The following is a 21,007-nucleotide window of genomic DNA, read 5'->3' on the forward strand; positions in this document are numbered from 1 at the left end:
ACAACTAACTAATTATTGGTAACTGCAATGAGCATATCTTCACTTCAATGGCAACCTAGAAAATCGTTTGCCCTCCTGGCGCTATTAATCGTGGCAGCGCTCGCGGGAATCGTTCTCTCCAAGCTATTGCACCGGGAGACAATCCCGCTAGCAGCAGGGGAGGCGACGGTTTTCAATCGCAGCTCTAGTGCCTACGAACAACCAGCAGTAGGTCTGACTAAAGAGGAGATGGAACGGCATAGAAAAGGAGATCTTGCCTTTGATGCTGTCTTCGTCACCGCACCTGCGGAAGTTAATCCCGGTTTAGGACCTTTTTTCAATAACGCCTCTTGTGGGGGGTGTCACCTTCGCGACGGTCGCGGACTGGCAGAGAGGGGTCAACTTTTGGTACGAGTCAGCAGCAATAATGCACAAACGTCTAAATCTCCTGCCGATCCCTCTAAATTCCACTCTGAAGGCTTGGTGGAAATCGAGAATACGCCTCCCGTTCCCGGACTGGGAAATCAGATTCAAGACAGTAGCATCTTTGGACGAGTTCCGGAGGCAAAGGTCAGTATCCAGTGGCAAGAAACCGAAGGCAAGTATCGCGATGGGAATTCCTATAGATTGCGATCGCCCAAAACTAATATTAGTCTGCCTAACGGTCAACCCTTAAGCAAAGAGGTGCTGACCTCTTTACGCATTCCTCCTCCAGTCTTCGGTCTGGGGTTACTAGAAGCCGTTCCCGAAGAGACGATTCGCAATTTAGCCGACCCAGAAGACCAGAACCAAGATGGTATCTCCGGTCGCCCTAACCAAGTTTGGGATGTTTCTGCCAAGTCAACAGCCTTGGGTCGCTTCGGGTTGAAGGCAAATACGCCCAATCTCCTCCAGCAAACGGCGGCAGCTTATGTCAACGATATGGGCATCACCAATCCCCTCTTTCCAGAGGGCAATGGCGAAACGGATATCGATCGCGAGACTTTAGAAAATGCCGCTTTTTACGTGCAAACATTGGGCGTTCCCGCTCGTACTCTGCTCGACGATTCCCAAGTCAAGCGAGGGGAGAAACTGTTTGCTCAAGCAAATTGCAGTGCTTGCCACGTTCCCGAACTACGGACGGGAAATTACAAAGTTAAGGCACTGGCAAATCAAACCATCCATCCCTATACCGACTTGCTGCTGCACGATATGGGAGAAGGATTAGCCGATAACCGACCCGATTTCAAAGCTACCGGAACGGAATGGCGCACCCCAGCGCTGTGGGGTATCGGTCTAACTCAGACGGTGTTGCCCTATTCGGGCTATCTCCACGATGGTCGCGCCCGCACGTTAGAGGAAGCAATTCTCTGGCACGGCGGAGAAGCCCAAGCCTCCAAGGAAGCGTTCGCGAAGATGTCAAAGCGCGATCGCGCCGCTCTTGTAAGGTTCTTGAATTCATTGTAAGTATATAAATGATAATCATTTTTAAAAAAATGTGAGGAGGAAATGGCGAAATTACTTCAGAACCTGCTGACTGCAAGCATGGCTATTTGGGGAACTTCATTGATGACTGTTCCCAATGCTCGGGCTTTGCCAGAGGCTGAAAGCGAGCTTTTAGGGCAACTTAATGACTACGAGCTGGAATCGGGTGGTTCGATGGAGCAAATTACCAGCGTCCAAGAATTAAAAGACGTGGCTCCCACCGAATGGGCATATGAAGCGCTGCGGAGTTTAGTAGAACGCTATGGTTGTATCGTCGGCTATCCCGACCAGACCTATCGGGGCAATAGAGCGTTAACCCGTTGGGAATTTGCCGCAGGTTTAAACGCTTGTATGAATACCATAGAGCGCTTGATTCAAGAAAACGTTGCCGTTCTCAAAGAAGATGTCGATAAGCTTAAGCGACTGGCACAGGAATTTGAAGCCGAATTAGCTGCCCTGGGCGGACGAGTCGATAATTTAGAAGGACGAGTGGCTTTCTTAGAAGACCATCAATTCTCCACCACGACCAAGCTGACGGGAGAAGTCGTCATGGGCTTTTATAGCTTGTTTGCTGGAGAAAGAGATGGCACAGAGGAAGTGGATCGGGTGCCAGCCTTCGGGCACCGGACGCGCTTGGAATTAAATACCAGCTTCACCGGAGAAGACTTGCTCTATACCCGACTGGCAACGGGTAATATCGCCGACTTATCGGAAGAAGCGGGAACTTTTGAGGCAAGTCTTGCTTTCTCGCAACCCGACGATAACGATCTGGCAGTAGAAGTGCTCTACTATAGCTTCCCGATCGCCGAGGGGATAAATGTCTGGTTAGAGGCGGCAGGCGGTGCTTTTGATGACTTTACCAATACAAATAACTTCCTCGATGGCGATGGCGGCAGCGGCGCGCTATCGGCCTTCGGAACTCGCAACCCCATCTATTACCAAGGAGACGGATCGGGAATTGGTATCCAAGGTACTTTTGGAAGTTTTGAATTTAGCGCGGGCTATTTAACTTTTGAGGGCAGCGATCCTTCAGAAGGAGCAGGTTTGTTTAACGGATCCTATGGCATTATTGCTCAGGCTCGATACAATATCGAGGAGAATTTTGGGGTAGCCGCGACCTTCGTTTATGGTTATAACAACCTCGATACGGGAACGGGCAGTCGTCCCTCTAACTTTCAATCTTTCACTGAAGAGTTATTGGGAGAATCTGTCGAAACTGAGAATTACTCCGGCGCGCTAGGATTTAGTTGGCGGATAAGCGATCGCTTTGTTTTAGGAGGTTGGGGCGGATACACGCGATCGGAAATCCTCGATGGCGAACTCATTTCTGACGGCAGTTTAGATATTTGGAATTGGGCAGTCACGCTTGCTTTCCCCGATTTATTTAAAGAAGGCAGCACTGGTGGCATTATTGTGGGGATGCAGCCTTGGGTAGCCAATTCCGATCTAAAATCAGAGATTGAGGTTGAAGACGAAGATACTTCCCTACATATAGAAGCTTTCTATGAATACGCGCTGACAGACAACATCAAAATTACCCCTGGTGTTATCGTTATCACCGCACCAGACTACAACGACGATAACTCACCGCTAGTCATCGGCACGATCCGCACTACTTTTACATTCTAGAAAGATGAGGGATGAAGGATAGTCGAAAAGTTTTGGGGTGGAGATTTGCTTTTATTGGAGGAACTTACCACACCTGGCATCAAGGAAATCAGAAAACAGAAGTCGCCGCTAATTCTTCTGAAGGCGAGTTAGGGGCGATCCAATCTTTTCCCTTAAGCAGCGCTCATGTTGGCGATCGCGTTTGGATAGTCAGCTTGAGCAGCAATAGCGACAATCCTTATCTCGCCAGTCTCGGCTTAGTTCCAGGAACCCAACTGCAAGTTATTAGGCATACTGCTAGAGGTTCCGCGATTGTTGCCTGTGGTGACAATCGCATTGGCTTGGGAGCATGTATTACCAATACTATCTTAGTAACAAATAGATCGATTATTTTAGAAGACAAGACAACTAAAGCAGCTAATATTACCTACCTGCGAGATTTGCCCGTGGGAACCAGAGGTCGCGTTGTGGGTTACGATAAAGCTTTTCGTGGCTATATAGGCAAACTGCTATCGATGGGATTAGCGCCAGGGACAGAGTTTACCGCGATTCGTCGAGCTTTCTTGGGGTATCCGTTACAAATTGAGGTGGGAGGAAGTCTCCTCGATTTATGCAAACCAGAAGCAGATGCCCTTTGCATTGAAGCAATTGAGGATGAGACTTTTTAATAGTAACCGGTTACCGTAGGGGCGGGTTTGGCCAAGAGTTTGTTTGTAAATCTGGAAGCACGAGACTAAACCCGCCCGTACAATTTTACATTCAGCGGATTCGATTTAAGAGATAAGAACGGGAAAATGGGTTCCCGCGTTTTTTGTTTGTAGAAAGGTAGAATAACTAAGATCTAGACACATTAATAGACGCTAGCTTGCAGCGCTTTGAGTTGAGAATAATATGGGTAATGACTCTAGCATCTATGTCGAACATTTAAGTAAAATTTACGGTTCGACTGCCGCTATCCAAGATGTGGATTTCTCGGTGGCAACGGGAGAAATTCTGGGTTTTCTCGGTCCCAACGGTGCGGGAAAAACCACGACGATGCGGATTTTGTCGGGATACATCCCCGCTACCACGGGAACGGCAAAAATTGCGGGATATGATGTCCACGAACAGTCGATGGAGGTACGGCGACGCATTGGCTATTTACCGGAAAATCCGCCGCTGTATCCCGATATGACGGTAGAGGGGTTTTTAACCTTTGTCGCTCGGATTAAAGGGGTTAATGCGGGCGATCGCGCTTCAAAAGTCAATTTTGCCATAGAACGCTGTCAGTTGAAAGAAAAGCGTAAAGTTGTAATCCGCAAGCTTTCTAAAGGTTATAAGCAGCGAGTTGGCATCGCGCAAGCCATCGTTCACGATCCGCCTGTTATTATCTTGGACGAGCCAACGGTCGGTCTAGATCCCAAACAAATCATCGAGGTGCGCAATCTGATTAAAAGTTTGGCAGGTCAGCACACGATAATTCTTTCTACCCATATTCTGCCAGAAGTGAGCATGACCTGCGATCGCGTTGCGATTATCAATCGCGGCAAAGTTGTCGCCACCGATACTCCCGACAATCTCATGTCGCAGCTTAGCGAGAGTGCCGGATACGAACTGGAAGTCGAGGGAGATGCGACTGGTGCGCAACCACTACTTGAGATTCTTCCTGGCGTATCTAGAATAGCGATCGATCGCTCAGAAAATCGCGATCGCGCGATCGTCCGCATTACCTGCCAACCCAATGTAGAACCAGGTCGAGAAATTGCTAATTTAATTGTGAGTCAAGGACTGGGATTGTATGAAATGCGACGCACTCGTCCTACACTGGAAGATGTTTTCCTAAATCTAATTACAGAAGAACCCGTCGTCCCTTCTCAAGAAAAAGAATCAAATGACCAATGACCAATGACCAATGATTATTGCTAACCTAATCGCTATCTTTCGCAAAGAACTACAAGGCTATTTTGCTTCTCCTTTTGCTTATATTGTTGCTGCTGTTTTTTGGCTAATTTCTGGTATTTTTTTTGCACTCGTTTTATATAACATTACCCTGGATGTTGCAGCTCAAGAACAAAATGGAATTACGGTTACCCGCGATGTTGCCTATGAGTTTCTCGGTGGTTTTTTAGGAGTGGCAATCTCGCTATTATTAGTCTTGTTACCTGCACTTTCAATGGGACTTTATGCAGAAGAACGCAAGCGAGGAACGTTAGAATTATTGGCGACTTCGCCGATTACTAACTGGGTTGTAGCAGTCGGAAAACTCTTGGGAGTTGTCACGTTTTTTACGGTGATGATGGCACCTCTATGGATTTATCAAGCCATTCTTTTTAGTGCAGCTACTCCCCCGATGCCACCTCAAGTCGTCCTCTTAGCTAATGCAGGAATCATTATACTCGCCACGGCAATTCTTTCACTGGGAATGTTTATTTCTTCTCTAACAGAGAGTTCTATTCTTGCCTATATTCTTACTTTTATTTTGGTATTATTTCTTTGGATTTTAGATACTATCGCCCAAAGAATTGGAGGCGTTTTCGGAGAAGCTATATCGCATTTGTCTTTGTTCGATAGTTACAATAACTTTACTACAGGAATTCTCGATACCAGTAGTATAGTTCTGTTTGCTAGCTATATTTTTTTGGGAATATTTCTGACAGCGCAATCGATTGAAGCTTTGCGCTTACAACGGTCTTAGGGTTTGAATAAAAATCAAGCGATTATGATTAATTTTCGGAGGCTTTTTCGATATTTATTTATTCCAGGAATAATACTAGCGATCGCGGGGTTATTTGCAGGATTAATTACTCAAGTTTGGTCGCCTCTCTATGTCGGGTTGTTAGTTGCTGGTATTATTATTCTCGTTATTTGGTTGGGGTTTATTTTTGTCACAGCACAAGGATTTTGGAAGCGACGCTCGACGCAAATAAGTACTAATGCGATCGTAGCAACGCTATCTTTAATAGCAATTTTAGGGATGGTAAATTTTTTAGCGATTCGTTACTCAAATCGAATCGATTTTACAGAAAATCAGCTTTTGACTCTCTCTCCTCAGTCTCAAGAAATTGTCAAGAATTTAAGAGAGCCACTAAAAGTTTGGGTGTTTGATAAAGACTCCAGTCAAATCGACAGAGAATTGTTAGAAAATTATCGCCGCTATAGTTCAAACTTTGCTTTTGAATTTGTCGATCCAGATCTCAAACCAGGATTAGCAGAACAATTTAAGGTTAAATCTTTAGGAGATGTTTTTATAGAATATAAAGATAGAAAACAGTTAGTACAAAAACTAATTAACTATCAACAAAAAGAACCTCTCTCAGAAATTAAGTTAACCAATGCAATCGAAAAAATTCAGCGCGATCGCATTCAAACGATTTACTTTCTGCAAGGACATGGAGAATATTCGCTAACTGCTTCAGAAGAAGGAAGCGGACTTTCTCTAGCAGTCAGTAACTTGGAAGAGAAAGGATACAAAGTCGAACCCCTCAATCTCATAGAGCGATCGACAATTCCAGAAGATGCTAGCGCGATCGTTATTGCTGGTGCAAAACGAAAATTTTTTGAACCAGAAGTTAAAGCATTAAAAGATTATTCAGATCGAGGCGGAAGTATATTTTTAGCGATCGATCCGAATACAAATTTAGGTTTAGAATCTCTGCTAAAAGAATGGGGAATTCAACTAGACCAACGAGCAATTATCGATGCTTCCGGTACGGGAGAACGCATCGGTTATGGTCCCGCAACTCCCATAATAACCAACTACGGAAAACATCCCATTACAAGAGATTTTAACAATGAATATTCTCTCTTTCCCTTTGCTCGACCTATCGGTACGGTAAAAGTAGAAGGCGTGACAGCAGTCGCACTACTAATAACCAACGATCGAATGTGGGCAGAAAGCGATTTAAAATCAGAACAAATCAAGTTCGATGCCACTCAAGATATTCCAGGACCTTTCGATTTAGGAATCGCACTCACCCGCAAGTTGCCTGAGAGTACAAGCAAAACTTCTAATCCTTCTTCTACTAAATCATCCTCTCAAGAAACTCAAAATCCAACAGAATCTATTCCTCCTCCATCGCCAGTAGATCGAGAAGAAAACAAGATTAAACCGAAAAAAACTGAATCGAGAATGGTTATTATAGGTAATTCAGCTTTTGCAACCGACAGTTTGTTTCAAGATCCCAGGATACTCAATGGGGACATCTTCCTCAACTCAGTGCAATGGTTAGCTAGCGATGGCGAACAAACGCTTTCCATTCGTCCTAAAGAACCGAAGAATCGACGGATTAATCTTACACCTTTTCAATCTGGAACGATCGAATCGATGTCTTTAGTAATTATGCCGTTATTTGGTTTAATTCTTGCTGGCATTACTTGGTGGCGAAGACGATAAAAAGAATATGAAGTTACAGAAAACGACTTGGGTGTTAGTAACTATTGCTTTGCTTTTGGGTGGAGTTGTCTATTTTAATGAGATACAGAGACAATATCAAAGCGAAGATACTCAATCAAATAAGCTAAAGATTTTTGATTTTCAAGAAGAAGATATTCAAACATTGACGATTGAAACTAACAAAGAAACGCTCAAATTTGAACGCACTGGCATAGAAAATCGTCTTTGGCAAATGAAGCAACCAGAAGATGTTCCTGCTAACGATGCATCCATTGCTTTTTTATTAAATTTGCTGGTGAAAGGAAAAAGCGATCGCGCGATCCCCATCTCTTCCGAACAAATTAAAGAATATGGTTTAGATAACCCTTTGGCGAAGATTGATATTCAATTAAAAAATGGAAAAAAACATCAGTTAATTTTAGGGAATACTGATTTTGAAGGTCAATCTCTCTATGCTCGAGTCGATCCGTCCGATCGATCTAACCAAGAATTAAAAGTCATTTTAGTTTCCAAGGATTTTCAATTTGCCATAGACAGAGATTTAACCGAATGGAAACAACAAGAACAGAAAAAATAATGATTTCAATATTTAATCGAATTAAACGATTGAACTCATTAACCTGGTTGACTGACAAATCGAGGGGTTGGGGTGAGGGCGATTTGAGTTTTGTCACTCAACCAGCTCATTAATAAAAAAAGCGTCTCCTCCAGGAGACGCCTTTTGTGTCAATTAACTAGACTCAGAGCCTTAGCCATTGATAGCAGGAGCACTCAGAGCTACAGGAGCCATCTCGCCGCTAGCTAAGTCTAAGGGGAAGTTGTGCGCGTTGCGCTCGTGCATCACCTCAAATCCTAAGTTAGCGCGGTTGAGCACATCAGCCCAGGTGTTGATGACCCGACCTTGAGAATCTAAGATCGACTGGTTGAAGTTGAAACCGTTGAGGTTAAACGCCATGGTGGAAATCCCCATCGCGGTGAACCAGATGCCAATCACTGGCCAAGCACCTAAGAAGAAGTGTAGGGCGCGGCTGTTGTTGAATGACGCATATTGGAAGATCAAGCGTCCGAAGTAGCCGTGAGCTGCTACGATGTTGTAGGTTTCTTCTTCTTGTCCGAACTTGTAGCCGTAGTTCTGAGACTCGGTTTCGGTGGTCTCGCGGACTAAGCTAGAAGTGACCAAGCTGCCGTGCATGGCAGAGAACAGAGACCCTCCGAAGACACCAGCGACTCCCAACATGTGGAAGGGGTGCATCAGGATGTTGTGCTCGGCTTGGAAGACGAACATGAAGTTGAAGGTGCCAGAGATTCCTAAAGGCATGCCGTCGGAGAAGGAACCTTGTCCGATGGGGTAGATCAGGAAGACTGCCGTCGCTGCCGATACTGGCGCGCTGTAGGCTACGCAGATCCAAGGACGCATGCCCAAGCGGTAGCTCAACTCCCACTGACGACCCATGTAGCAGAATACTCCCAACAGGAAGTGGAAGATCGTTAGCTGGTAGGGTCCGCCGTTGTAGAGCCACTCGTCGAGAGAGGCGGCTTCCCAAATCGGATAGAAGTGCAAGCCGATGGCGTTCGAAGAAGGCACCACCGCACCGGAGATGATGTTGTTGCCATAGAGCAGAGAACCAGCTACGGGTTCGCGGATGCCATCGATGTCTACCGGGGGAGCGGCGATGAAGGCGATGATGAAGCACGCGGTTGCAGTTAGCAGGGTTGGGATCATGATGACGCCGAACCAACCGATGTAGATGCGGTTGTTGGTGCTGGTGACCCACTGGCAAAACTGCTCCCACAAAGAAGCGCTTTCGCGCTGCTGTAAGGTTGTTGTCATTTGCCTATGATTCCTATTCCTTTTTCAAGGTTTTTGATGATTTACATCATTATCTTAATAAAACTTCTCAGTTTTGTAAATCTTTTTAATAAAAACTATAGTTATGCTAATTTATAAGCTTTTCTTATATAGCATTGGCACTGCAAGGTGAAGATCGCGTTTGTGCGATTAGTTGATTTCGGTGGTATGTTGGAAGATGCTTTGCGGCGATCTATAGTTATTGAACTAGCTCAGTAGTTACAGCTAAATCCAATGTCAGATGTAGACACTTTAATCGAACAAGTTCGACAAGAAGCAGAAAGAGAACCCTTTCCCATAGATGTAGATGTCTATAAAGCCGCTGGAAAAGAACCCACTCAACCCATACTCTATGCGGGCAATCTGAAAAGTCAGATTTGTTTTTTTGGTCGCGATTTGGGTAGGGATGAAGTGATCGCGGGGCAACCTTTGATTGGAGCGGCAGGAACTCTAGTACGCGAGGGATTTTACTGGGCAATGCACCATCAAAAACCCAAGGGAAGAAAAGATTTAAATTCGGTTTGCGATCGCGTCTTGCTAACCAACACAGTTCCCTACAAACCCCCTGGCAATAAAGCTTATGAGACGAAAGTCAAAGAAAGATTCCGCCCTTTTATAGCACGCTTATTAGTCATTCATTGGCAAGGCAATCAAATCATTACGCTGGGAACTGAAGCCTTTAAATGGTTTGCACCCTACGGTGCTAAAGGAGAGGTAAATAAGTTTTTTCAAAGCAGCGATCGCTTTACATCTAAGCTGAAAGTTACCCTTACAGCCTCAGACGAGCAAGGAGTACCATACCAGCGTCAAGTGACGTTATTGCCGCTGCCCCATCCTTCCCCTCTCAATCAACAGTGGTACGAAAAATTCCCCCAACTGCTCCAGGAGAGACTGAACGAATTTGAGTTTTGAAGTTAGATAAACGATGGACGAGCAATCTAACCAAAGAAAAGGACAACAGTTTGCGATCGAGCGGATCTTGGATGCAAACTTAGATCGTGCTAGAGAAGGATTGCGAATCGTAGAAGAATGGTGCCGCTTTGGTTTGAATGACAGTCAACTGGCAGAAAAATGCAAGCAAATGCGACAAGAAATCGCCAGTTGGCATAGTTCGGAGTTGCGATTGGCACGAGATACATTAGAAGATGTGGGCACTGGGTTATCCCATCCCCAAGAAGAAACGCGCAGCAGTGTCGAACAAATTCTTCAGGCAAACCTGTGTCGCACCCAAGAAGCAATGCGAGTTTTAGAGGAGTATGGCAAGCTATACAAATCAGGGATGGGAGAGGCGTTCAAACAAATGCGCTATCAGGTTTATATTATGGAAAGCACATTATTAACATCCCGCCGTCGCCAGCAACTCAAGGACGCTCGACTCTATCTCGTTACTTCTCCCTCCGAACAATTATTCTCCATCGTAGAAGCTGCCTTGAAAGGAGGACTGACGCTAGTTCAGTATCGAGATAAAAATACTGACGACATTATCAGACTGGCGAACGCTCAAAAATTGCGCCAATTGTGTCGCGATTATGGAGCGTTGCTCATTATAAACGATCGCGTCGATTTAGCGTTGGCAGTCGATGCCGATGGCGTGCATCTAGGACAGCAAGACCTTCCCATTGCAGTGGCACGGCAAATATTAGGTTCTCAGCGGATTATCGGGCGATCGACCACCAATCCGCAAGAAATGGAGCAAGCGATCGCCCAAGGCGCAGATTACATTGGCGTGGGCCCCGTTTACGAAACGCCAACCAAAGCAGGTAAAGCAGCAGCAGGATTGGAGTACGTTCGCCATGCTGTCAAACATGCCCCAATTCCCTGGTTTGCGATCGGCGGCATCGATCTCTCTAATGTTAAAGATGTTATTGATGCAGGGGCAGAACGAGTGGCTGTTGTCCGCGCTATCATGCAAGCAGAAGACCCCGCTAGAGCGACTCAAGATTTTCTCTCTCAATTGATAAAAAAGTAGGAAAGAGGGAGAGATAAAAAGTGTGGGGAGTGTGGGGAGACAAGGGAGAAATAATCCAAAATCCGCCGTTCTCCTTGAAGAGGTTCAAGGAACGTGCGGCGGCTTCGCCAAAATCTAAAATCCTTTCATCAAATGATCGATGACACAGAACAAATCACTTTACAAGTGAATGGAAAACCGCATACTTGCCCTCCTCAGACGCGACTGCCCCAGATGCTAGAACAGCTAGGATTAAATCCGCATTTAGTGGCTGTTGAATATAATGGTGAAATTCTTCACCGACAGTATTGGGAGGAGACTCAATTGCAAGAAGGCGATCGCTTAGAAATTGTAACCATCGTCGGAGGCGGCTAATAATAACTACTTTTTTGTCACAAGTGGTTGTTATTTTAGAGGATGTCTTAAATACTGAGGCAGACACTTTTTATAAAGACTTCTAAGCTCATAAAAAGTGCCTACCTTACTAATTACTAATTAGTGATTGTTAGTACCCTATTCAATTGCGAACCGCCGCGCATGCGGAAGCCGAGCGTTAGGGTAAAGAATGAAAATAGGTGCCATACTGCAAACCTGGATAAAAGTAGTTCAATTCAATAAAAACGACGAAAAGAATCACTAGCGACAGAATTGCCATTACGGGTGCAAGCGTCAAATATTTGAAGAAAGATTGCACAATCGAACCCCCTATTTATTGGATGAACTGAATTTATTATTTAGACTCAAACAACTACCGAGGTGACACAGGAATCTCGCTATCTTTAGCAGTCAATTGACCAGTAACAAGTTCTTGGAAAGCTAACACGGGCCAAAGTAAACCTTTAGCGAAAGATTGAATAGCTAAAGGAATATCGATGAAAATTTCCATCTGTTCTGGATTTTTAGACTGATTAGAAACTTGTAAATAGGAACGACCCGACCAACCTACAAAGCCAGTAAAATAGAAAAATATTCCGAAGGCAATAGCAATGTCGCCCGCGCGATCGAAACTGAGAGCCAAATGGGGCAAACCATCTTCGCCACAGAGAAGATATTCGGCATAGGCTTTACCCGGCTTATTGAAATAATAATTATCGGGAGCCTTTTTCATGCGTTCCTGATAGGCAGGCGAGTCCTTACAAGGAACGAGATGAGAAGTTTGTGCCCAAGCAGCAGGGACAAGAGTGAACCAAATAGCTAGGATTAAAACTAATGCCAGTAATCGTTTCATGATCTTTTATCCTTGTTGTTCGGTAACGCCAAATTGTTCGATAACATTAACTCGCTCAACTGAATTTTGAAATTGTTCTCTTGGGCTTTCTTCTTGAGATCCTTCTTTTTCAATCCAGAGAAAAAGTAATGCAAATACTGGGAAAGGAAGAATGTAAAAAACAAGAGGAATCATAATCCAAGGAAGCCATGAAGCAGCATAGGAACCCGTTAATTGTGTCATGTCTACCATGAGATGAATTCTCCTTTTTATCCTTTTTAATTAGTTGTCATTTGTCACTGATAACTGGTAACTGTTTAACCCGTTACCCAAGGAAGCCATTGTTGGCTCACATTAACTGCACCTCGCAGGATGGCATCCAAGTCATCAAAATTTTCGAGAAGGAGGTAGGCAAATATTGCTCCTCCCATCGACCCTAAAAAGACTCCGCCTGCAAGCTGGAACCAGTCTTCTTTACTTCTCAAAGGTCTCAAGTCATCTTTAGAGTAAGAATTGTAAGAACCTTTAGGATTGTTTTGGAACATGGCAAGGGCAAAGATCGAAATTCCTAAAACTGCCGAGACTGCTATGTAAATAGCGCAAATTAAGCCGCTTAAATTGGCTCCGTGTGCCGTTTCCCGTAGCGGCCCTACGACAACCTGCGGACCGACCAAAAAATAGCCATGAGCCATACCAATTTCTAGCCCTCGCATAAAAGGGGTCAGTCCTGGACGGTAGGCTGGAAGATTGCGAATGTAAGCTCTGACGATAGGAGAGTCATTAAAGGGAGTTGATAAATTGCCTTTCCAAGGGTCATTCTGATAAGGCTTAATCGGATCTAGTTCGGAATAGGCTTGAGGTAGCGATTGTGTTTCAGTTGTTGTCATATCCCTATTTCCTTTGTCGCTCTAATTATGGAACAGGAAACCTGGTCAGTGCCCACATGACCAGGTGGTTTTTAGGAGAGAGGAGATCTCCCTAAACTTAAAGGATGGGGTAAGGGGTAGAGTTGAAGCGATGCATTCATCTCCCTTACCCCATGACAAACTAGCCAAACCGACTAGCGGTTGAAGCAATCAAAAAAGCTCCGTAGGTGGCGATATAGCCCACCGTAAAGTGAGTTAAGCCCACCAAACGTGCCTGAACGATAGAGAGCGCAACTGGCTTATCTTTTGGATATCCAAACGAGAGCGGTGTATTTTCGTGCGCCCACATGAGGGTTTCGATCAGCTCTTGCCAGTAACCGCGCCAAGTGATCAAGAACATGAAACTGACTGCCCAAGCAAGGTGTCCGAATAGAAACATCCACGCCCAAACAGCCAGGTTATTCGTGCCAGCAGGATTATAGCCATTGATCAACTGGGCGGAGTTAGCCCACAGGTAATCGCGGAACCAACCCATCAGGTAGGTTGAGTTTTCATTAAATATGGCGACATTCCCCGACCAGAGGGTGAGGTGTTTCCAGTGCCAGTAAAAGGTGAGCCAACCCAAGGTGTTGAGCATCCAGAACATGGCAAGGTAGAACGCATCCCAAGCCGAGATGTCGCAAGTGCCACCCCGTCCAGGACCATCGCAAGGGAAAGCATAGCCGAAATCTTTCTTATCCGGCATCAGCTTGGAACCGCGAGCATCGAGCGCTCCCTTGACTAGGATTAGAGTAGTCACGTGAAGTCCGAGTGCGATCGCGTGGTGAACTAAGAAATCCCCAGGTCCGATAGGCAAGAATAGCGAGTTAGTACCGCTATTAATTGCATCCAACCAGCCGGGTAGCCAAACGTTACCATAGTTGGGCCAAGCCGTCGAAGCAATGCTATCCGGATTAGACAGCAGCGTACTCAGACCATAGAGAGTCTTGCCGTGGGCAGCTTGTATCCACTGGGCAAACACTGGCTCGATCAAAATCTGCTTTTCTGGTGCCGCAAAAGCGACCTCGCAATCGTTGTGGACGTATATCCCTAGCGTGTGGAAGCCCAGGAAGAGGGATACCCAGCTCAAGTGAGAAATAATCGCCTCTTTGTGATTCAGCACCCGTGCCAATACGTTATCGCGATTGAGTTCGGGGTCGTAATCGCGCACCATAAAGATAGCGCCATGGGCAAATGCCCCCACCATCAAAAATCCAGCAATGTACTGGTGATGGGTATAAAGGGCTGACATTGCCGTGTAGTCTCTGGAGATGAAGGCATAGGGCGGCATTGAATACATGTGCTGGGCAACCAAAGAGGTAATGACTCCCAAGCAAGCTAGGTGCCATCCCAACTGGAAGTGGAGCGAATTGTTGTAGTCCTCAAAAATCCCCAGGTGACCTCGACCGGTTCTGGGAGCGATAAAGAAGCCCCTCCAGCCCGGACCTTGAAGTGCATCGAGCATTTCCTTGATGTTGTGACCGATGCCCCAGTTGGTTCGGTACATGTGTCCGGCGATAATGAATATCACCGCGATCGCTAAATGGTGATGCGCCATATCCGTCAGCCAGAGCGACTCAGTTTGGGGATGAAATCCGCCCAAGAAGGTTAAAATTGCTGTCCCCGCACCTTGAGAGGTATTAAATATATGCTCGGCAGTATCGGGATTTTGAGCGTAGACTCCCCAATTCCCGGTAAAGAATGGTCCTAAGCCAGCCGGATGCGGTTTAGTTGTGAGAAAGTTATCCCAGCCAACGTGCTGTCCTCTCGATTCGGGAATGGCAACGTGAATGAGATGACCCGCCCATGCCAGGGAGCTAACCCCAAACAAACCAGCCAAATGGTGGTTCAGGCGAGATTCTGCATTCTTAAACCAGCTTAGGCTAGGACGGAATCTGGGTTGCAAGTGCAGCCAGCCTGCATACAAGAAAACAGCAGCCAGCAGAATTAAGAATATTGCACCCGCGTACAAATCGTTATTCGTCCGCATCCCGATGGTATACCACCAGTGATAGACACCAGAGGTACAAATATCTACTGGGTTTGAGGCTCCAGCTTGAGTATACGCTTGGATTGCTGGCGCTCCGAATTGAGCGTCCCAAATCGCGTGAGCGATAGGACGAACTGTGAGAGGATCTTTAACCCATTGTTCAAAGTTACCTTGCCAGGCTACGTGGAAGAGAATGCCCGACGTCCACAGAAAGATGATGGCAATGTGACCGAAGTGGGAAGCAAAAATCCGTTGATAGATATTTTCCTCGGTCATGCCATCGTGACTTTCAAAGTCGTGGGCAGTCGCGATCGCATACCAGATACGCCGCGTCGTTGGGTCTTGCTGTAAATCCTGGCTAAATTTGGGAAATTTTGTAGCCATAGTTTAAATCTTCGTTTTCTTTGTCAACTGCTTTTGTTAGTAGTTAGTCGAACCATTAACTATCAACTAATAACTACTAACTCTTACCCAATTGCCGCCATACGAGCCAAGAAAAACGCCCAGGTTGTCACAATTCCCCCTAGGAGGTAATGAGCGACTCCTACGGCTCGACCGTGGATGATACTCAAAGCGCGAGGCTGAATGGCTGGCGTAATTTTGAGCTTGTTGTGCGCCCAAACGATCGACTCGATCAGTTCCTGCCAATAACCGCGGCCGCTAAAGAGGAACATAAGGCTGAAGCCGAAGATGAAATGTCCGCCCAAGAACAGCAAGCCATAGGCGGACAGTGCGCCACCATAAGAGGTGATAGCTTGAGTGGCCTGTGCCCATAAGAAATCGCGCAACCAGCCGTTATTCGTAATCGAGCTTTGCGCCCAGTTGCCCAAAGTAATGTGAGTTATCGAGCCATCGGCATCGACTGTTCCCCACACGTCCGATTGCATCTTCCAGAAGAAGTGGAAAATGACGATCGACAGGGAGTTGTACATCCAGAACAAGCCTAGGAAAACGTGATCCCAAGCCGATACTTGGCAAGTGCCGCCGCGACCGGGACCATCGCAGGGGAAGCGGAAGCCCAGTTCCGATTTGTCGGGAATCAGACGAGAGTTGCGGGCATATAGTACGCCTTTGAGCAGCACCAACACTGTTACGTGAATGGTGAAGGCATGGATGTGGTGAATGAGGAAGTCTGCCGTACCCAGAGTAATGGGCATCATGGCAATTTTGCTACCAACGGCGACTACTCCGCCACCGAAAGCATAGCTGACAGGTTCGCTCAAGCCAGGGGCTGTAGTCCCCAGTCCCGACAGTTCGATATTCCGCAGTCCGCCAAAGACATTGCCCAAGGGCTGTGCTGCTTGTCCAACCCCGACCGCTGCCGTGTGAACGTGTTGAATCCACTGGGCGAATACGGGTTGTAATTGGATGCCAGTATCTGAGAACATGTCTTGAGGGCGACCAAAAGCTCGCATCGTATCGTTGTGACAATACATGGCAAAGCTATGAAAGCCTAAAAATTGGCACACCCAAGCTAGGTGGGAAATAATGGCATCTCGGTGACGGATGACGCGATCGAGGACATTGTTGACGTTCTTGGCAGGATCGTAGTCCCGTACCATGTAGATAGCGGCGTGAGCGGCAGCACCAACGATCAGAAAGCCGCCAATCCAGACGTGATGGGTGAACAGAGATAGCACGGTGGCATAGTCTGTTGCCAAGTAAGGATAGGGCGGCATGGCATACATGTGATGAGCGACGATAATGCTCAGCGAACCTAACATCGCCAAGTTGATCGATAGCTGCGCGTGCCAAGAAGTGGTGAGGGTTTCAAAGAGACCTTTGTGACCTTCTGGCCCGATAAAGCTTAAGAATGGCAGCATGTTGGGAGTTCTGGCATCATCGAGCATTTCTTTGATGCTGTGACCGATGCCCCAGTTGGTTCGGTACATGTGTCCGGCAATGATAAACAGCACTGCGATCGCGAGGTGATGGTGCGCCGTATCCGACAGCCACAAGCCTCCCGTTGCCGGATTCAGACCGCCTTTGAAGGTAAGAAAATCGGCGTACTGACCCCAGTTGAGCGTGAAGAACGGAATCACACCGCTGGGAAAACCCCAATTTACGTGGGGATATAGCTGTTGCATCAAACTGGGGTTGAGGATGAACTCGTGGGGTAGGGGAATTTTCTCGATGGGAACTCCGCGATCGAGCATCTGGTTAATCGGCAAGGCGACGTGAATTTGGTGCCCCGCCCATCCCAGCGAGCCAAGACCGAGCAAGCCCGCTAGGTGGTGATTCAGCATTGCCTGCACGTTCTGGAACCATTCCAGTTTGGGCGCTCGCACGTGGTAGTGGAACCAGCCAGCAAATAGCATCAAGGCTGCCATGACTAGCCCGCCTATAGCAGTGCAGAAAAGCTGAAACTCATTGGTGATGCCAGAGGCACGCCAAAGTTGAAAGAGACCGGATGTGATTTGAATGCCATGGAAGCCTCCCCCTACGTCGGCGTTGAGGATGTCTTGACCGAAAATGGGCCAGACGACTTGAGCGCTGGGCTTGATGTGTAGGGGATCGGCAAGCCAAGCGGTATAGTTAGAAAACTTAGCGCCATGAAAATACATGCCGCTCAACCAGACGAAGACGACGGCAAGATGCCCAAAGTGAGCGGAGAAAATCTTGCGCGATACGTCTTCGAGATCGCTGGTATGACTGTCGAAATCGTGAGCGTTGGCGTGGAGGTTCCAAATCCAGGTGGTGGTTTTTGGACCTCTGGCTAGAGTGCGATCGAAGTGTCCCGGCTTTGCCCAGTTTTCAAAGGAAGTGGGCACCGGATTGTTATCGACGACCACTCTTACCTGTTGCTCCGGTTTCGGAGGCGTAATGGTCATTGCAACTCTCCTTATGACGATTTGATTTTTTGCCAAAAACTCTGTCACTAGGCAGAGAAGAAATTCTCTGTCTAAGATGTTAAAGTCTGTTTAGAGCCAGATCTTGCACCTTTGGCATCAACGCCTAGAATAAAGTTCTAGGCTCAAAGCTTAATTCGATTAAAATAGACTGAAATTCCTATCGGGTCTTCTTTAGAAGACTTCTTCGATCGGACAGGAAATTCATTACAAAAGCGGTTGTTGCCACTGCTGCAAGATCGCAATTTAGACAGACTTAATCTTTGAGTTCCAAGCAACATACTTGTTGTTGGCAAACTAAAACCTATTGGAGGATAATGGCACGAAAACATCCTCACCTGTAGAGATAAAATTGATGGGGATGAAGATATTCGGCGGTTTAGCTAAATATTTAAGAATAAGATTGAACCAAGGCGAGTATCTACGCTCGTTTAGCGGCATAAATTCAAGACTCCTTACTTAGGGTTAGATTGGTTCTCTTCACAGCGGTTTCCGAGGCCAGATGCGAGAGAGAAACCTTGCGCGATCGTAACTAAAATGTTTGTTATCAAACTACTCTCGATTCAATAGATAGATTTATTTGAATGAAGTAGTTTTTTAATGCTCAATGTTTTTGGTCGTTAAGAAATAAACTGCTCGATTAGAAACTTAGCAAAAACTGAGATAAGTTTGTACCAGTTCGTCTTTTTTTTAACAAAAGTTTAAATAAAGTGAGCGATCGCTCATCTAATTTTGCAAAAAATCTCAATAACCTTCTCCAAATGTAAAAAAAAATTAAACTTTAATAAATTCAATTTAATTTTTTAGCTAAAAAGAAAAATATTGACTGCTTAAAATCCGAGTCAATCCTTTGTGCGATTAAATCATAGACTTTTATCAATAAAAATCTGCAGCATTGATGCAGATAAAGTAATAAAGCATGAGAATTTTAGTAGTCGAGGACGATAAATCTATCGCCGAGACTCTCGAAAGAGTTTTAGGCGAGCAACATTACGTCGTGGATGCAGCTACAGACGGCGAAATGGGTTGGGAACTAGTAGAGGTATTTGCCTACGATTTAATCGTGCTTGACGTAATGTTACCCAAACTCAACGGAATTGAGTTTTGCCAGCGCTTGCGATCGCGAGGCGATCGCACTCCCATCTTACTGCTAACTGCTAAAAGCTCCAGTACCGATAAAACGACAGGATTAAACGCCGGAGCAGACGATTATGTCGTTAAACCCTTCGATCTTCCAGAATTACTAGCTCGCATTCGCGTCCTGCTGCGTCGGAAAAATTCATTGATCCCTCCAGTTCTGGAATGGGGAGACCTGCGTCTCGACCCCAATACCTGCGAAGCCAGTTATGGCAGTCAGCCTCTACGTTTAACTCCCAAAGAGTATCGATTGCTAGAGCTTTTCCTGCGCAACCCCCAGCAAGTGTTGACGCGCAATACAATTCTGGAAAATCTCTGGTCGGTGGAAGAAACACCAAGTGAAGATACGATTACCGCTCATATCAAAAGTTTGCGACAGAAACTCAAAAGAGCTGGAAGTCCGCCCGATTCGATCGCAACGGTTTATGGGATCGGATATCGGCTAAAATCATCGGCCCCAAGTGCGTCGGAAGCGTCTTGTGCGCCATCTGCAACGGATAAACGCGCGATTTCTTCCTCGATCGCTATCTCCTACTCAGACGCTACGCGATCGCGGATCGCCCAGCAAACTAAATCGGGATTGAAGGTCGTTTGGGAAAAGTTTCAAGGACAGACTAAAGCGAGAGTCACCATTTTAGAGCAAGCGACAGCAGCTCTGCGGGACGATGCCTTAGATGAAGAACTCCGGCAACAAGCTAAAGCAGCAGCGCATAAGTTGGCAGGAACCTTGGGCGTTTTTGGTTTTCCGGAGGGATCGCGTCTAGCAAAAGAAATAGAGCAGGTCTTCTCGAAGAAAACTATCGTTCCAACTCGAAGTTCCCATCTGTCTAAGCGAGTAGTAGCTTTGCGGCAGTTGTTAGAGGAATCATCTGCTAGTCAGATAGCCGAACCGATAGCTCGTCATCGCTCGCCCGTTCTCCTAGTTATTAGTGACGATGCCAAAGCGGCGAGGCGTTTGGTCGAATTAGCTGTGGCATCGAAAATCCGCATTCGGCTAGTGCTAAGCATAACAGCAGCCAAAGAGGCATTAGCTCATGGGTCTTTAGATGTGGTATTACTGGTTTTTTCTCTGACTAATGCTGCCAAAGACAATCTCGCTTTTCTGGCCAACCTAATTAACCAAACACCACCGACTCCCGTACTCTTCTTGACGAGTAGCGATAATTTAACCGTTCGGATCGAGGCGGCTCGATTGTGCGATCGCGCTTTTTTTCAGAAACTTCAACTACCAGAACGGGGACTGGCCACAATGAACAAAGTCCTGAAGCAGATTCGCAGGAGAGTTGCCAAAGTCATGGTAGTCGATGACGACCCGCAGATGCTATACGTGATGAAGACATTACTGGAAATTTGGGGAATTAAAGTGACAACCTTAGAAGAGCCATCGAGATTTTGGGAAACTTTAGCCAAATTTTCGCCAGATTTACTTATTCTTGACGTAGAAATGCCAATTTTTAACGGCATCGAACTGTGCCGAGTCGTGCGCAACGACCCTTATTGGTGCGGTTTGCCAATTGTGTTTGTCTCAGTTCACACTGACGAGGACACGGTAAACCAGATCTTGAGAGCGGGTGGCGACGATCGCATCAGCAAGTCTCTCATCGGACCGGAGCTGGTGAATCGCATTCTCAATCGTCTCGAACGAGTCCACACTCTACGAAGTTTAACAAACGCAAATAATCCTCAGTTGAGATAGAGA

At 46.2% G+C, this 21,007-nt stretch carries 17 protein-coding genes and 1 pseudogene; 11 read left to right on the forward strand and 7 right to left on the reverse strand.

Going from position 1 to position 21,007, the window contains the following annotated elements:
* Positions 1-27 precede the first annotated feature (27 nt).
* From PLE7327_RS08860 to PLE7327_RS08890, 7 genes are all read left to right on the forward strand, one after another.
* Positions 28-1,425, forward strand: a complete 1,398-nt coding sequence (locus PLE7327_RS08860; RefSeq protein ID WP_015143506.1) for a di-heme oxidoredictase family protein — start codon at positions 28-30, stop codon at positions 1,423-1,425.
* A 102-nt stretch (positions 1,426-1,527) separates the two neighbouring features.
* Positions 1,528-3,072 carry an iron uptake porin gene (locus PLE7327_RS08865; RefSeq protein ID WP_371265295.1) on the forward strand — a complete coding sequence of 515 codons (1,545 nt, stop codon included), beginning with the start codon at positions 1,528-1,530 and terminating at the stop codon, positions 3,070-3,072.
* A gap of 11 nt (positions 3,073-3,083) precedes the next feature.
* On the forward strand, positions 3,084-3,719 hold the full coding sequence (locus tag PLE7327_RS08870) for a FeoA family protein (RefSeq protein ID WP_015143508.1): 636 nt from the start codon (positions 3,084-3,086) through the stop codon (positions 3,717-3,719).
* 223 nt (positions 3,720-3,942) lie between these two features.
* On the forward strand, positions 3,943-4,932 hold the full coding sequence (locus PLE7327_RS08875) for an ABC transporter ATP-binding protein (RefSeq protein ID WP_015143509.1): 990 nt from the start codon (positions 3,943-3,945) through the stop codon (positions 4,930-4,932).
* A 10-nt stretch (positions 4,933-4,942) separates the two neighbouring features.
* Complete coding sequence (locus PLE7327_RS08880; RefSeq protein ID WP_015143510.1) at positions 4,943-5,725, forward strand: ABC transporter permease; 783 nt, start codon at positions 4,943-4,945, stop codon at positions 5,723-5,725.
* A 24-nt stretch (positions 5,726-5,749) separates the two neighbouring features.
* Positions 5,750-7,423 carry a Gldg family protein gene (locus PLE7327_RS08885; protein ID WP_015143511.1) on the forward strand — a complete coding sequence of 558 codons (1,674 nt, stop codon included), beginning with the start codon at positions 5,750-5,752 and terminating at the stop codon, positions 7,421-7,423.
* Between the two features lie 7 nt (positions 7,424-7,430).
* Positions 7,431-8,000 carry a DUF4340 domain-containing protein gene (locus PLE7327_RS08890; RefSeq protein WP_015143512.1) on the forward strand — a complete coding sequence of 190 codons (570 nt, stop codon included), beginning with the start codon at positions 7,431-7,433 and terminating at the stop codon, positions 7,998-8,000.
* A 171-nt stretch (positions 8,001-8,171) separates the two neighbouring features.
* On the opposite strand, the gene psbA is transcribed toward PLE7327_RS08890, so the two are convergent.
* Entirely contained in the window at positions 8,172-9,254 is a 1,083-nt protein-coding gene (gene psbA, locus PLE7327_RS08895; RefSeq protein ID WP_015143513.1) for a photosystem II q(b) protein, read from the reverse strand.
* A gap of 252 nt (positions 9,255-9,506) precedes the next feature.
* Here psbA and PLE7327_RS08900 point away from each other — a divergent pair, with 252 nt between their 5' ends.
* The 3 genes from PLE7327_RS08900 (at position 9,507) to thiS (ending at position 11,595) form a co-directional block, all read left to right on the forward strand.
* The gene (locus PLE7327_RS08900; protein ID WP_015143514.1) at positions 9,507-10,184 is read left to right on the forward strand and encodes a uracil-DNA glycosylase family protein; all 678 of its coding nucleotides are present in this window, start codon (positions 9,507-9,509) and stop codon (positions 10,182-10,184) included.
* A 13-nt stretch (positions 10,185-10,197) separates the two neighbouring features.
* Positions 10,198-11,241, forward strand: a complete 1,044-nt coding sequence (locus PLE7327_RS08905) for a thiamine phosphate synthase (RefSeq protein ID WP_015143515.1) — start codon at positions 10,198-10,200, stop codon at positions 11,239-11,241.
* Between the two features lie 132 nt (positions 11,242-11,373).
* Positions 11,374-11,595 (forward strand): sulfur carrier protein ThiS, encoded by a 222-nt coding sequence (gene thiS, locus PLE7327_RS08910; protein WP_041391986.1) that lies wholly within the window; start codon positions 11,374-11,376, stop codon positions 11,593-11,595.
* A 178-nt stretch (positions 11,596-11,773) separates the two neighbouring features.
* On the opposite strand, the gene PLE7327_RS08915 is transcribed toward thiS, so the two are convergent.
* From PLE7327_RS08915 to psaA, 6 genes and pseudogenes are all read right to left on the reverse strand, one after another.
* Positions 11,774-11,914, reverse strand: coding sequence for a photosystem I reaction centre subunit IX / PsaJ (locus PLE7327_RS08915; RefSeq protein ID WP_015143517.1), 141 nt, complete (start codon positions 11,912-11,914; stop codon positions 11,774-11,776).
* 54 nt (positions 11,915-11,968) lie between these two features.
* On the reverse strand, positions 11,969-12,448 hold the full coding sequence (locus PLE7327_RS08920; RefSeq protein WP_015143518.1) for a photosystem I reaction centre subunit III: 480 nt from the start codon (positions 12,446-12,448) through the stop codon (positions 11,969-11,971).
* Positions 12,449-12,550: 102 nt separating this feature from the next.
* Positions 12,551-12,679: pseudogene (gene psaI / locus PLE7327_RS26465) on the reverse strand (photosystem I reaction center subunit VIII); the annotation flags it as partial.
* Positions 12,680-12,744: 65 nt separating this feature from the next.
* Complete coding sequence (locus PLE7327_RS08930; RefSeq protein ID WP_015143520.1) at positions 12,745-13,314, reverse strand: photosystem I reaction center subunit XI; 570 nt, start codon at positions 13,312-13,314, stop codon at positions 12,745-12,747.
* Positions 13,315-13,474: 160 nt separating this feature from the next.
* Complete coding sequence (gene psaB / locus PLE7327_RS08935; RefSeq protein ID WP_015143521.1) at positions 13,475-15,706, reverse strand: photosystem I core protein PsaB; 2,232 nt, start codon at positions 15,704-15,706, stop codon at positions 13,475-13,477.
* An 83-nt stretch (positions 15,707-15,789) separates the two neighbouring features.
* Positions 15,790-18,153, reverse strand: a complete 2,364-nt coding sequence (gene psaA / locus PLE7327_RS08940) for a photosystem I core protein PsaA (protein WP_015143522.1) — start codon at positions 18,151-18,153, stop codon at positions 15,790-15,792.
* A gap of 937 nt (positions 18,154-19,090) precedes the next feature.
* On the opposite strand from psaA, the gene PLE7327_RS08945 reads away from it, so the two are divergent.
* Positions 19,091-21,004: a response regulator gene (locus PLE7327_RS08945; protein WP_015143523.1), complete on the forward strand. Its 1,914-nt coding sequence runs from the start codon at positions 19,091-19,093 to the stop codon at positions 21,002-21,004.
* Positions 21,005-21,007: the final 3 nt, after the last annotated feature.

Origin of the sequence: Pleurocapsa sp. PCC 7327 (assembly GCF_000317025.1) — a bacterium.
In the GTDB taxonomy this organism is placed as follows: Bacteria; Cyanobacteriota; Cyanobacteriia; order Cyanobacteriales; family Microcystaceae; genus Hydrococcus.

What these genes read in the sequence shown, in the direction of transcription:
- PLE7327_RS08875 (WP_015143509.1), top strand. Translation starts at nt 3,943, where the DNA reads ATGGGTAATGACTCTAGCATCTATGTCGAACATTTAAGTAAAATTTAC.
- PLE7327_RS08900 (WP_015143514.1), top strand. Translation starts at nt 9,507, where the DNA reads ATGTCAGATGTAGACACTTTAATCGAACAAGTTCGACAAGAAGCAGAA.
- PLE7327_RS08860 (WP_015143506.1), top strand. Translation starts at nt 28, where the DNA reads ATGAGCATATCTTCACTTCAATGGCAACCTAGAAAATCGTTTGCCCTC.
- PLE7327_RS08870 (WP_015143508.1), top strand. Translation starts at nt 3,084, where the DNA reads ATGAAGGATAGTCGAAAAGTTTTGGGGTGGAGATTTGCTTTTATTGGA.
- PLE7327_RS08890 (WP_015143512.1), top strand. Translation starts at nt 7,431, where the DNA reads ATGAAGTTACAGAAAACGACTTGGGTGTTAGTAACTATTGCTTTGCTT.
- thiS (WP_041391986.1), top strand. Translation starts at nt 11,374, where the DNA reads ATGATCGATGACACAGAACAAATCACTTTACAAGTGAATGGAAAACCG.
- psbA (WP_015143513.1), bottom strand. Translation starts at nt 9,254, where the DNA reads ATGACAACAACCTTACAGCAGCGCGAAAGCGCTTCTTTGTGGGAGCAG.
- PLE7327_RS08905 (WP_015143515.1), top strand. Translation starts at nt 10,198, where the DNA reads ATGGACGAGCAATCTAACCAAAGAAAAGGACAACAGTTTGCGATCGAG.
- PLE7327_RS08885 (WP_015143511.1), top strand. Translation starts at nt 5,750, where the DNA reads ATGATTAATTTTCGGAGGCTTTTTCGATATTTATTTATTCCAGGAATA.
- PLE7327_RS08930 (WP_015143520.1), bottom strand. Translation starts at nt 13,314, where the DNA reads ATGACAACAACTGAAACACAATCGCTACCTCAAGCCTATTCCGAACTA.
- psaA (WP_015143522.1), bottom strand. Translation starts at nt 18,153, where the DNA reads ATGACCATTACGCCTCCGAAACCGGAGCAACAGGTAAGAGTGGTCGTC.
- PLE7327_RS08920 (WP_015143518.1), bottom strand. Translation starts at nt 12,448, where the DNA reads ATGAAACGATTACTGGCATTAGTTTTAATCCTAGCTATTTGGTTCACT.
- PLE7327_RS08865 (WP_371265295.1), top strand. Translation starts at nt 1,528, where the DNA reads ATGACTGTTCCCAATGCTCGGGCTTTGCCAGAGGCTGAAAGCGAGCTT.
- psaB (WP_015143521.1), bottom strand. Translation starts at nt 15,706, where the DNA reads ATGGCTACAAAATTTCCCAAATTTAGCCAGGATTTACAGCAAGACCCA.
- PLE7327_RS08945 (WP_015143523.1), top strand. Translation starts at nt 19,091, where the DNA reads ATGAGAATTTTAGTAGTCGAGGACGATAAATCTATCGCCGAGACTCTC.
- PLE7327_RS08880 (WP_015143510.1), top strand. Translation starts at nt 4,943, where the DNA reads ATGATTATTGCTAACCTAATCGCTATCTTTCGCAAAGAACTACAAGGC.